This is a genomic window from Sphingobacterium sp. T2 (genome assembly GCF_000814685.1).
Classification (GTDB): domain Bacteria; phylum Bacteroidota; class Bacteroidia; order Sphingobacteriales; family Sphingobacteriaceae; genus Sphingobacterium; species Sphingobacterium thermophilum.
Map to the genome: position 1 here is coordinate 1 of NZ_JXAC01000259.1, position 12,006 is coordinate 12,006.

Here is a 12,006-nt window from a genome sequence, read left to right on the forward strand (position 1 = left end):
TTTGTGAATATACTATTGAATTAGTCCATTACAAACGGATAGTCTTCTTGCACATAGATATCTTTGTACAACTCGTCTACCGTAGGATATGGAGACTCTTCAGCAAATTTCACAGACTCGTCGATCACACGTTTCACTTCAGCCTCTACTTCTGCAAACCATGCTTCATCAGCATACTTGTTCTCTAAGATAGCTGCTTTAGTAGTGATCAAAGGATCTTTGCCTTTGTACTCTTCCAACTCTTCTTTTGTACGATACTTCGCAGGGTCAGACATTGAGTGGCCTTTGTAGCGGTAGGTACGAATCTCCAAGAATGTAGGACCTTCGCCGGCACGCGCTCTTTGTACGGCTTCATCCACCGCATTATGAACCGCCACCGGATCCATACCGTCAACCGGAGCACAAGGCATATCAAAACCTAAACCGATTTTGAAAGATTATCTATCATATTAGTAGTACGCTGTACGGATGTACCCATAGCGTAACCGTTGTTCTCACAGATAAAAACAACAGGCAATTTCCATAACATCGCCATGTTGAAGGTTTCATTAAGAGCTCCTTGGCGCACAGCACCATCGCCCATGAAACAGATATTTACATTGTCAGTACCTAAATATTTCTCTGCAAAAGCTATACCAGCACCTAACGGAATCTGACCACCTACAATACCATGTCCCCCCATCATACCATGCTCTTTAGAGAAAAAGTGCATAGAGCCACCTTTACCTTTTGAACAACCAGTAATCTTACCGTACAATTCGGCCATACAAGCATTTGCCGACACACCTTTTGCCAAGGCATGGGCGTGATCGCGGTAAGAGGTAATGAAAGTGTCCGTAGGCCTTGTCGCTGATACCGTACCTGCTACAACAGCCTCTTGACCGATGTAAAGGTGACAGAAACCACGGATTTTTTGTTGTCCATAAAGCTGACCTGCTTTTTCCTCAAATTTGCGCATGAGTAGCATTGATTTATACCACTCTAGATATGTTTCTTTTGTTATAGGTGTTGAACTCATTTTAAAGTATTGTTTCTTACTTAACCGACTACAAATCTAATAATTTATATCCACATTTATGACACTTTCACTCCGCGAAATGATGTAATTTTTGTTCATAAATGAATAAAAAAATGAAAGTCTCTTTTAAATAATAATAAAAATTAAAGCCTATACTCCGACAGACAAACTGCAATTATTTCAATCGCTCTATTAATTCTTCACGGGTAAGGCGCACTTGCTCTCCCGAAGCCATATCCTTAAGGCTAAGCTGTCCTGATTCTTTTTCTTCATCTCCAATCAACAGAACATAAGGAATTTGTTTGGCATCAGCATAACTCATCTGCTTTTTGAGTTTAGCTGCTGTAGGATATAGCTCGGCAGCAATATCTTCTTTGCGTAAAGCCGCCAACAGAGGCAAGGTAAAAGACTCCAACGTCTTATCGAAGTTGACGATAAGCACTTTGGTGCTCGTCGAATTAGAAGAAGGATATAGATTTAGTTCTTCCAACACGTCATAGATACGGTCGGCACCGAAAGACACCCCTACACCTGTAAGCCCTTTAAGGCCAAACATTCCTGTAAGGTCATCGTAACGACCACCTCCACCAATACTTCCCATCGCCACCTCATTGGTCTTCACCTCGAAGATACAGCCCGTATAATAGTTCAGCCCACGTGCTAGCGTAATATCCACCTCCACATACTTCGCCAATGTTTCCTCCTCAGCAAGAGCCGACACATAGCCGAAAACTTCTTCTATTTCCTGAATCCCTTTCAGACCCGTTTGAGAAGCAGCCAACACTGTCTTCAGCTGCTCAAGCTTTTCTGTATTGCTTCCGGAAAGTTCAATGATAGGTTTCAACGTCCTGATATCCTCTTCGGTAAAGCCATGCTCTATCAGCTCCTTGTTTACCCCGTCGATACCTATTTTGTCCAGCTTATCTATAGCTACGGTCATATCCACGATAAGCTCCGGCTTGCCAATGATTTCCGCTATTCCACTTAGGATTTTACGGATTGTTTGATTTTTATAGTAAAATCTTTCAAGCCTAAAGCTTTAAGCGCTTCGTGATAAATCATGATAAACTCCGCCTCATTCAATAAGCTTTCGGAGCCTACCACATCCACATCACATTGATAGAATTCACGGTAGCGACCGCGCTGCGGACGATCCGCACGCCATACCGGTTGTATCTGAAAGCGCTTGAACGGCAAAGTGATCTCATTTTGATGCATGACAACATACCTCGCAAACGGAACGGTCAGGTCGTAACGCAATGCTTTCTCCGATATCTGCGGGATGAGCTTGTTTGAGTTGCGCTCAGCCAACAGTGTCTCATCTACTTTAGCAAGATAATCTCCCGAATTCAGGATCTTGAAAATAAGCTTATCTCCTTCGTCACCGTATTTTCCGGTCAAAGTAGACAGATTTTCGAACGAAGGAGTTTGGATTTCGTTATAACCGTATTTCTTAAAAACTTTCTTAAGGGTGTTGAAGATATAGTTCCTTTTCTCCATTTCGGCAGGAGAAAAATCACGCGTTCCCTTTGCTAATGATGGTTTAATTGCTGCCATAGTGCAAAGGTAAGAAAACGGACAGGAAAAAATACGGATAAAGTTGCTTGAAAAGGATATTAGAGAATCTTCAGGTATTCACAGGCTTTCTCAGCGGCAAGCTTCTCAGCGCTTTTCTTATTGAAATCGCGACCTATACCACATACTTCTCCATCTACCACCACCTCAATGCTGAACATCTTGGATGATTCTCCCTCTGGGTTATCCACCTGGTTGAAAGCCACCTCCTTACCCTCTTGCTGGCACCACTCTATAAGCCTGCTCTTGAAGTTGGATTCCGTAACCTCCAACGTCTGTATATCCACATGCGGCTCAATGATACGGGTCAGGAGAAACTCTTTGGTAAACCGATAACCCTTATCTAGATATATTGCACCTATCACTGCCTCAAATGCATCGCCAAGCAATGATCCTTGTTTGGAAGCATAGGATATCATACGTGCATCGTATTGGATAAGCTGGTCAAACCCCAGTTTTTTGGATAGTTTGTTGAGATTCTCACGAGAAACTATTTTGGAGCGCATCTCCGTCAGAAAGCCTTCCCCCTTGTAAGGATAAAGTTTGAAGAGCAGCTCGGCAATCACGGATCCCAGCACTGCGTCTCCAAGGAACTCGAGCCTTTCGTTGCTGTTTTTTACTCCGTCTTTTATTTGTACCGCGACAGATTTATGGCGAAAAGCCATCTGATACAGTTTCACATTTCCCGGCACAAAGCCAAGAATATTTTTCAGCTTTTTATAATAAGCTTTGTTACGCGAAAAGTATAACTTATAAATCTGCAAGGACATTTATTTCTACTGAGAATTAAGAACAAATAGGTAGTTTATATGTCATAAACTACCTATTTTGTTTCTTATATCATTCCAATACTACCCAACGTATTTCTTGAAGATTACGGTTGCATTATGACCGCCAAAGCCGAATGTATTGCTTAAGGCAGCATTCACAACACGTTTCTGAGCTGTATTGAATGTAAAATTCAACCTATTGTCAATTTCAGGGTCATCTGTAAAGTGATTGATTGTAGGAGGTACAATATCATTTTTTACAGCTAAGATAGATGCTATAGCTTCTACAGCGCCTGCAGCACCTAACAAGTGACCTGTCATTGATTTTGTTGAGCTAATTGTTCAATTTATAAGCGTGCTCGCCAAATAAATCGACAATAGCCTTAGTTTCACTGATATCACCTACCGGAGTAGATGTACCATGCACGTTAATGTAGTCTATATCCGAGAAATCCAATCCGGCGTCTTTGACAGCCATAGTCATAGCCAGCTTAGCTCCTAAGCCTTCCGGATGCGATGCTGTAATATGATGCGCATCAGCACTCATACCACCACCGACGATCTCAGCATAGATCTTAGCACCACGTGCCAAAGCGTGGTCAAGGCTCTCCAAAATAATGGCGCCCGACCCTTCACCTGATACGAATCCGTCACGGTCCTTATCAAAAGGACGCGAGGCGGTCTTTGGATCATCATTACGTGTTGAAAGCGCATGCATAGCGTTGAAACCTCCGATTCCTGCCTCGTTGATCGTAGCTTCCGAACCTCCTGTGATGATGATGTCAGCCTTACCCATACGGATATAGTTGAACGCATCGATCATCGCATTAGTGGAAGAAGCACACGCCGAAACAGCAGAGAAGTTAGGCCCACGCAATCCATGACGCATAGAAATGTGTCCAGGTGCAATATCTACAAGCATCTTCGGGATGAAGAACGGATTGAAACGAGGAGTACCATCACCTTTGGCAAAAGAAGCTACCTCATCAGTGAAAGTAGTCAAACCTCCAATACCCGAACCCCAAATGACACCTATACGATTTCTGTCTAATTTGTCAAATTCTAACCCAGCATCCTTTACAGCCTCGTCAGTAGAAGCAATAGCGTAATGAACAAATGGATCTACCTTGCGGGCTTCCTTGCGATCCATAAAGTCGTGCGGATCGAAGTTCTTCACCTCACAAGCGAATTGTGTTTTGAATTTAGACGCATCAAAATGCGTAATAGGAGCGGCCCCACTTACACCATTGACCAACGACTCCCAATATTCCGAAACCGTATTACCAATTGGTGTAAGTGCGCCTAATCCTGTTACAACTACTCTCTTAAGCTCCATTTATTATGTTTGGCCTAATAAAATTAGTTTAGTTAACGTTTTTTTCTAAATAAGCTATTGCCTCACCAACTGTGCTGATGTTTTCAGCTTGGTCATCTGGAATTGCAACGTTAAACTCTTTTTCAAATTCCATGATCAACTCAACTGTATCAAGTGAGTCTGCACCTAAATCATTCGTGAAAGAAGCTTCAGGTGTTACTTCATTCTCATCTACACCTAACTTTTCAACGATAATTGCTTTTACTCTTGATGCGATATCTGACATGATTGTATAGTTTAATTGTTTAATAAATCTGTGCAAAGAAAAATAAATTTACTCAAATATCAAACCTTTTTGATATTTAGGTTTAAAAATAAACCACTTAAAATGTTTTCAAACACTATAAAATGCATTCACTAGCATAAGAATATTCTTATTCAATAATACTAATTCGTACATGGATTTACAAGAAAAATTTGATTTTTACATCCCATAAATTCCTCTTTAAAGCGAATAAATTGTATTTTCGTAATAAATATTGACTACGATTTTGAACAAAGTAACTTTCAAACTAGATCTCGACTTTGATTTAGAGCTAGATTTCAACCTTATTGGCATCAGCTCTTCTCTGCGCGATTATAGACTTTGTCATTTTATAAACAAAAACACCGGACTTCAACTACAGTTCGGCAAAGAATCCCATATCGATCACACGGGAAGGCCGAAGACCAAGTCCACAGATGAGCTGGACTATCATATCATCGTCGAACGCACGAAAAGCAAGAAAGAAGTTATCCACCATTTTCCGGTATACCGCTATTGTGCCGATAATTTCGACTATGAATATTACCTTATCAACAATAAAAGCTTGGAAAATGGCGTTCTAATACCGGAAGTAGCCAATTTTGACTACTTCATGCTGATTAAACATTACATAGATCCGGAAGATCTCGAAAAGCTTATCAGCAACCTAAAAGCCATCAATGACATCCTGTTGGTAAAAGAAATTGACCCAACTTCATTGAAATCTAAAGAAAATCTAATATTTTAGCGGATTATTTGCAAAGTGTACATTTTACACCTTGTTTGATAAGTAGTCAATCACTAACCTAAATGGTTCCTTATCATCCACAATCCGATAAGGGGAAGTTTGTTTAAATATTTTAAGAAATTACTCAGATGAAGAAAGTTCAGAAAAAAACGAAAATAGTAGCAACACTAGGTCCTGCCTCCTCACAGAAAGATGTATTAACTCGAATGATCGCCAAAGGTGTGGATGTTTGTAGACTTAACTTCTCACACGGCTCGCAAGAAGATCATCTTAAAGTAATCAACACCATAAAAGAAATCAATGCCGAACATTCCTTCAACGTAGCTATCCTAGCCGACCTACAAGGCCCTAAAATCCGAATCGGCAAAATGAAGGAAGGAGGAGCCATCCTAGTAAATGGTGCTAAAATAGAAATGACTACACACGAGCTTATCGGAGACGAAAACAAAATATACATCACCTACGAAAACTTCCCTAACGACGTCAAAGAAAACGAAATCATCCTACTCGACGACGGAAAAATTCAACTTCGCGTACTGGCAACCAACCATAAAGACACCGTAACATGTGAAGTGGTGCATGGCGGTATCCTTACCTCCCGAAAAGGGGTAAACCTCCCTAATACCAAAGTATCCATCCCTTCCTTGACAGAAGAAGATTTGGACAATCTTAACTTTGCGTTAGAACATGGTGCTGATTGGATTGCCATGTCTTTCGTCCGCTCGGCAGAAGACATCAAACAATGTAAAGAAATCATAGCAGCTAAAGGCAGCCACGCTAAAGTCATAGCAAAAATCGAAAAGCCGGAAGCTATAGAAAATATCGACGCCATCATCGCAGCAACAGACGCTGTCATGGTAGCTCGTGGAGACTTAGGAGTAGAGCTTCCTATGGAAGAAGTTCCTGGCTTACAGAAAATAATCGTGCAAAAATGCCGCAACCAGTCTAAGCCGGTAATCATCGCTACACAAATGTTAGAAAGCATGATTACAACACCTCGCCCTACTCGCGCTGAAATCAACGACGTAGCTAACTCGGTATTGGACGGTGCCGACGCCGTAATGTTGAGCGGCGAAACCTCAGTAGGTGAATTCCCTGAGATCGTTATCGAAACGATGACCAAAGTCATTACCCATATCGAATCGACATCATACCCTTATTATATCGCAAAAGAGGATTCCTCTACAGAAGAAACTTTTCTTTCGGACGCCATCTGTGGATCTTCCATCTTCTTGGCAGAGAAAACCAAAGCATCCGCTATCGCAGTAATGACTGCTTCGGGATACACAGCCTTCGAAATCTCTAGCTACCGTCCGAATGCTAACATCTTTGTGTTCACCGGCAACCAAAAGTTGTTGAACCAATTGAGCTTAGTGTGGGGCGTACGTTCTTTCATCTACAAAAAGTATGAAGACGCTGAAGGAACAATCCAAGATGTGAACGGCTTATTGATAGAAAACCACTTGGTAGAGCCGGGAGAAATTGTCATCAACACAGCCTCTACCCCTCTGCACCACAAAGGAAAAACAAATACGATAAGAGTCACAGTTTTACAATAACAGTAACAACAAGGCGAGAGAAATCTCGCCTTTCTTTTTACCTTATACCTTCATTATATAGGTCATCTATTTTTTTATTACAAAAACTTCCTTGATAAGACGCTCATTAACGGAAGCATTTTTTGTTGTTTTCTTCAAAACACCAATAAAAGCGTCCACCTCTTCCTCTGAAGCAGGACACCCGAGATTTCCACCTTCCACTACCGAAGAAGCAATTAATTCTCCTTCATCATTCAGTATCACCCAATACGGAAGACCACTGTCGGCACCCCCAAATTGTTTTAAATACTTGTCTCCTCCTACAGTTTCCAAATCTTTGTTTTGCGCCGACTCCTTAACCGTGAAATGTACACGCACATAATTATCATCAAAAAACTAAGGAAGAGTCCAACCCTTTCTCAAACTTCTTGCACCATCCGCACCAAGAAGCATGAAAAATCAACAAAATGTTCTTGCCTTCCGCTTTTGCTTCAGACTTTGCTTTAACTAAAAGTTGATCGGCGGTCTGTCCTAAAGCAACATTGGACACAAGCACCAGCACGAAAAAAAACAACAGGTAATTTTTTCATAATTCTATTTTCTAATCGTTATTTTCTTTTCCTTTTTCGAAGGGCTAATTTCAAATTTTCGAACCTATCTAAATGTTCTGTTCCCGGCATGGGAGCTAGTCCGCAACCACTCAACTTCTTGATAGGCATAGTGTAATGATATGGCTGAGCAATATATCCATTAGGAATGGCAATGCTAATATCATAAGTCTTTTTAATCCCCTGCACCAACGAATCCGGCAATACAAAACCCTTTATATCGTTGAATTTCTCGGAAATGTTCTGAGCCTTTATTATATTTATTGAAAGACCACAAAAAACAAAAAGTATTACATATGCCTTCATAAAGACCTCAATTAAAGTTCATTGATTAAATAAATTTACACAAAACAAGGTCTCCTTCACAAGTTAAAATCTGTTAAATGAGACAATTAAGAGGCTGGCTTTGGTTATTTTTGTATAAATGAAGAAAAAAAGTATTTCGCTGATCATCTTTCTGATGACCTTTGCTCTCTTGGGAGTAATGGCCATGCAATATTATTTTATCCGCGAAGCCTATATCCAAGAGTCACAGTTGTTTGACGAAAAGGTAAACACTTCTCTAGCGAAAGTAGCTTCAGAAATTGAAAAGTTGGAAGTTTTGGATTTTGCCAAAACCCAATCCAAAGTCAATCAAGAAAAATACATAGCCGAACAGAAGAAGCAACAAAAATTGGCAGCAGCAGGTCAAGATCCAACAGCAGATAGACCAACTGCGGCTGAAACAGCATGCTACCTACCAAAAGTTTAAGGATGCCGATGAAGATCTCAAGTCACGCTACCCTAACGTCACACCCATAGAAAACTGGTTTTACGAAACCTATTTCAACATACCCCAAAATCGCAAATACATACAGATACGTATCGAACAGGAACCTATCGCCGGCACCATGCTTGCCAACACCTATGTGGTGGTAAGTGCCAGTCGTGCCGTACCCCGCGTACCAGCAAAGGATGACTCCGTACGTTACGTGATATCGGACTTCGACCTTACGGGACTTATCACGTGGTATCGCATTGCAACTCTTCCTCCTAAGGAGGATGTGAAAATCACACAAAAAATCAACAAGCTGCTCATGGAGCTGGACAACATCAACCAAGAGCTACTTGCAGAATCCAACGCCACTACCCTCTTTGACACCGTAGCAGTGCTTAGTGGAAAGAAGGCCAACCTCGTAGAAGATGTGGCCATCGGTGTGCAGCTGGCCAATAGACCTCTCGAACACCGGGTTAATACCAAACATTTGCGGCAACTTATACAACAGGAACTCTCCTCACGTGAAATACACTCCCCCTTCAACATAGAAGTTAGGGACAACTATCGCCTTATTTATCAAACTTCGGACCCTAGCACCTTAAAACATCCGGAAAAGCTTACACGCTACACCACCGAACTGTTTAAAGGTGACCGAACTAACTCAAAAGGAAGACTGTCCATTTATTTTCCCAACAAACGGAATATCATTGCCAAAAATATCAGCTATCTGCTGTTACCTACTTTAGCTCTTCTAGCCTTGCTCGTCGGTTGTTTTGCCTACACGCTGCGTATTATCTTCCGTCAGAAGAAAATCTCCGAGATGAAGACGGACTTCATCAACAACATGACGCATGAGTTCAAGACACCGGTAGCGACAATCATGATTGCCAGCGAATCCCTGCGCGATCCGGAGATATCGTCTGACGCTAAGCGCGTCAACAAGTTGGCAAATATCATCTACGATGAAAATGTACGCCTAGGCAACCATATCGAACGCGTATTGAATATCGCTAAACTCGAGAAAGAAAACCTTAAAATAGAACTTACTGACGTGCATCTCAACAACGTCATCGATGACGTGTTGGAAAGTATGACCTTACAGCTCAACAAAGCTAAGGGAACACTACACAAAGAGCTTAATGCAACCGATGATTTGGTGATTGGCGACGAATTGCATCTGTCCAACGTAATGTTTAACTTAGTTGACAACGCTATCAAATATAGCCCGAACAACCCTGACATTACGGTTAAGACATACAACACAAACGGCAAGATTGTTGTAGCCGTATCGGACAAGGGAATGGGAATGACAAAAGATCAACAGGAAAAGATCTTTGACCAATTTTACAGAATACCTACGGGAAACGTACATAACGTAAAAGGTTTCGGCTTAGGATTGAGTTATGTTCATGACATCATAAAACGGCTCGACGGCAAGATTACAGTAAAAAGCGAAAAGGATAAAGGCACGACATTCGAAATCAGTATGCCTTTGAAAAAAAGCCTTAAAAATCTAGAATAAAGAAGAAAGTTATGCAAAAGATATTATTAGCAGAAGATGATCCTAACCTAGGAGAATTGCTGAAAGATTACTTAGAACTAAAAGGAAAGTTTGAGGTTGTCCTCGTCGAAGACGGCGATCAAGCCTTGGAAGCTTTCCGTAAGGAGGAGTTCGATTTATGCATCTTTGATGTGATGATGCCCAAAAAAGATGGATTCACGCTAGGCAAAGAAATCCGCAAGGTAAATGAAAACATTCCGATTATTTTCGCTACGGCAAAAAGTATGATGGAAGATAAGACCGAAGCATTTGAACTTGGTGGTGACGATTATATCACCAAGCCTTTCCGTGTGGAAGAACTGCTACTTCGCATCAACGCCTTGCTGAAAAGAGCTTCTAAAGACAAAGAGGAAGAGCTGGCCGACAAATTCGAAATTGGAGACTACTTCTTCGATTATACCAGCCAGGTTATCACTTACAAAGGCCAGCAACAAAAGTTGTCTACCAAAGAAGCTGAGCTCCTTCGTTTATTATGTCTGAAAAAAAAACGACGTACTCACACGCGAAGAAGCACTTAAAAAAATATGGCACGATGACAACTACTTCACCGGAAGAAGTATGGACGTTTTCCTCAGCAAGTTACGTAAATACCTGAAACAGGATCCAAACGTCGAAATCGTCAACGTGCACGGAAGAGGATACAAATTATTGGTAAGCTAATTAAAATTTATTTCATAAAATAAAGGCCTGAAACATATGTTTCAGGCCTTTATTTTATAGAATATTAATTTATTAATTTCTCAAATCACGGACACAACGAATATTCATCTTTGGATGATATATATGTTTATTGATTTTCATAAATTTCAGTAAAACAAAATATTCCTCTTAGGAAAAAAATTTTGAAACTCTTAGAAAAATATCTATTTTAGCCACGCTTATAGAGAAAGGCTGAGGGACTAGACCCGAAGAAGCCTTAGCAACCTGTCTCTTGACAAGGTGCTACATTCTACCTACTAATGATGGGAAAGATAAGCTGAGTTCACTAATCCGAGTGGCCTTCTCTTAGCAAAGGATTTAAGAAACAATTTAATTTCAACAATTTTATGTTACTAACAAACAATTTAGGCTACCCACGTGTAGGCCCTTTCCGTGAATTGAAAAAGGCTAATGAAGCTTATTGGGCCAAAAAAATCAATGCAGAGGAATTACAACAAGTAGCTAAATCTATACGTGAAAACAATTGGAGAACTCAAAAAGAAGCAGGTATAGATTTAATTCCTTCCAATGATTTCTCTTTCTACGATCAGGTTTTAGACCTATCTCTTACTGTTGGTGCTATTCCGGCGCGTTACAACTCTTTGTTGGATAAGCTGGACAGCAACTATAGCTTGGACCTTTACTTTGCTATAGCCCGCGGTTTCCAAGAAAATGGAATTGACGTTACCGCCTCGGAAATGACCAAATGGTTTGACACCAACTATCACTATATTGTTCCTGAATTTACCAAAGACCAAACATTCAAATTAAGCTCCCAAAAGTTCTTAAACGAATATAACGAAGCTAAAGCCTTAGGCATTGAAACTAAACCTGTAATCATTGGTCCTATCACCTTCTTGTTGTTAGGAAAAGAGAAAGAAGCTGGCTTCGACCGTATCGACCTTATCGACAGATTGTTGCCTGTTTATGAAGAAATTCTTGGTAAATTGGCCGATGCAGGAGCGCAGTATATCCAAATTGACGAACCTTATTTGGCTTTGGATCTTTCGGAAAAAGTTAAAGCTTTATATCCTGAGGTTTTCAAAAAGCTGAACACCGCCGCCAAAGGAGCTAAATTGATTGCTACCACCTACTTCGAAGCACTAAGAGACA

Annotated in this window: 9 protein-coding genes, 5 pseudogenes and 1 riboswitch; of the genes and pseudogenes, 6 read left to right on the plus strand and 8 right to left on the minus strand. The window is 40.8% G+C overall.

Annotation, left to right across the window (positions count from 1 at the left end; genetic code table 11):
* Positions 1 to 20: 20 nt before the first annotated feature.
* From pdhA to SD31_RS13700, 5 genes and pseudogenes are all read right to left on the minus strand, one after another.
* A pseudogene (gene pdhA, locus SD31_RS13680) lies at positions 21 to 1,018 on the minus strand (pyruvate dehydrogenase (acetyl-transferring) E1 component subunit alpha).
* A 175-nt stretch (positions 1,019 to 1,193) separates the two neighbouring features.
* Positions 1,194 to 2,575 (minus strand): annotated as a pseudogene (gene hisS, locus SD31_RS13685) (histidine--tRNA ligase).
* A 59-nt stretch (positions 2,576 to 2,634) separates the two neighbouring features.
* Positions 2,635 to 3,357 carry a ribonuclease III gene (rnc, locus tag SD31_RS13690; protein ID WP_410528273.1) on the minus strand — a complete coding sequence of 241 codons (723 nt, stop codon included), beginning with the start codon at positions 3,355 to 3,357 and terminating at the stop codon, positions 2,635 to 2,637.
* Positions 3,358 to 3,444: 87 nt separating this feature from the next.
* Positions 3,445 to 4,699 (minus strand): annotated as a pseudogene (gene fabF / locus SD31_RS13695) (beta-ketoacyl-ACP synthase II).
* Between the two features lie 28 nt (positions 4,700 to 4,727).
* Positions 4,728 to 4,964: an acyl carrier protein gene (locus SD31_RS13700; RefSeq protein ID WP_039054535.1), complete on the minus strand. Its 237-nt coding sequence runs from the start codon at positions 4,962 to 4,964 to the stop codon at positions 4,728 to 4,730.
* A gap of 265 nt (positions 4,965 to 5,229) precedes the next feature.
* Here SD31_RS13700 and SD31_RS13705 point away from each other — a divergent pair, with 265 nt between their 5' ends.
* Together SD31_RS13705 and pyk are read left to right on the plus strand one after the other, a co-directional pair.
* Positions 5,230 to 5,730: an IPExxxVDY family protein gene (locus SD31_RS13705; protein WP_039054536.1), complete on the plus strand. Its 501-nt coding sequence runs from the start codon at positions 5,230 to 5,232 to the stop codon at positions 5,728 to 5,730.
* A 128-nt stretch (positions 5,731 to 5,858) separates the two neighbouring features.
* On the plus strand, positions 5,859 to 7,289 hold the full coding sequence (gene pyk, locus SD31_RS13710) for a pyruvate kinase (RefSeq protein WP_039054537.1): 1,431 nt from the start codon (positions 5,859 to 5,861) through the stop codon (positions 7,287 to 7,289).
* A 66-nt stretch (positions 7,290 to 7,355) separates the two neighbouring features.
* On the opposite strand, the gene SD31_RS13715 is transcribed toward pyk, so the two are convergent.
* Genes SD31_RS13715 through SD31_RS13725 form a run of 3 tightly spaced genes read right to left on the minus strand, consistent with a single transcriptional unit; the run spans position 7,356 to position 8,182 of the window.
* Positions 7,356 to 7,646, minus strand: a complete 291-nt coding sequence (locus tag SD31_RS13715) for a hypothetical protein (RefSeq protein WP_039054538.1) — start codon at positions 7,644 to 7,646, stop codon at positions 7,356 to 7,358.
* 10 nt (positions 7,647 to 7,656) lie between these two features.
* Positions 7,657 to 7,830 carry a thioredoxin family protein gene (locus tag SD31_RS13720; RefSeq protein ID WP_197053733.1) on the minus strand — a complete coding sequence of 58 codons (174 nt, stop codon included), beginning with the start codon at positions 7,828 to 7,830 and terminating at the stop codon, positions 7,657 to 7,659.
* Positions 7,831 to 7,876: 46 nt separating this feature from the next.
* Positions 7,877 to 8,182 carry a hypothetical protein gene (locus SD31_RS13725; RefSeq protein WP_039054540.1) on the minus strand — a complete coding sequence of 102 codons (306 nt, stop codon included), beginning with the start codon at positions 8,180 to 8,182 and terminating at the stop codon, positions 7,877 to 7,879.
* Positions 8,183 to 8,300: 118 nt separating this feature from the next.
* Between SD31_RS13725 and SD31_RS19570 the strand changes: the two genes are divergently transcribed.
* From SD31_RS19570 to SD31_RS13740, 4 genes and pseudogenes are all read left to right on the plus strand, one after another.
* A complete protein-coding gene (locus SD31_RS19570) occupies positions 8,301 to 8,627 on the plus strand; it encodes a hypothetical protein (RefSeq protein ID WP_231561673.1) in 327 nt (108 codons plus the stop codon).
* Between the two features lie 139 nt (positions 8,628 to 8,766).
* Positions 8,767 to 10,155, plus strand: coding sequence for a sensor histidine kinase (locus tag SD31_RS13730; protein WP_231561675.1), 1,389 nt, complete (start codon positions 8,767 to 8,769; stop codon positions 10,153 to 10,155).
* 11 nt (positions 10,156 to 10,166) lie between these two features.
* A pseudogene (locus tag SD31_RS13735) lies at positions 10,167 to 10,854 on the plus strand (response regulator transcription factor).
* Positions 10,855 to 11,069: 215 nt separating this feature from the next.
* Positions 11,070 to 11,172, plus strand: a riboswitch (SAM riboswitch).
* A 68-nt stretch (positions 11,173 to 11,240) separates the two neighbouring features.
* Positions 11,241 to 12,006: pseudogene (locus SD31_RS13740) on the plus strand (5-methyltetrahydropteroyltriglutamate--homocysteine S-methyltransferase); the annotation flags it as partial.

Excerpts from the sequence above, each read along its gene's own strand:
- SD31_RS13700 (WP_039054535.1), bottom strand. The coding sequence starts at position 4,964 with ATGTCAGATATCGCATCAAGAGTAAAAGCAATTATCGTTGAAAAGTTA.
- pyk (WP_039054537.1), top strand. The coding sequence starts at position 5,859 with ATGAAGAAAGTTCAGAAAAAAACGAAAATAGTAGCAACACTAGGTCCT.
- SD31_RS13725 (WP_039054540.1), bottom strand. The coding sequence starts at position 8,182 with ATGAAGGCATATGTAATACTTTTTGTTTTTTGTGGTCTTTCAATAAAT.
- SD31_RS19570 (WP_231561673.1), top strand. The coding sequence starts at position 8,301 with ATGAAGAAAAAAAGTATTTCGCTGATCATCTTTCTGATGACCTTTGCT.
- SD31_RS13730 (WP_231561675.1), top strand. The coding sequence starts at position 8,767 with ATGCTTGCCAACACCTATGTGGTGGTAAGTGCCAGTCGTGCCGTACCC.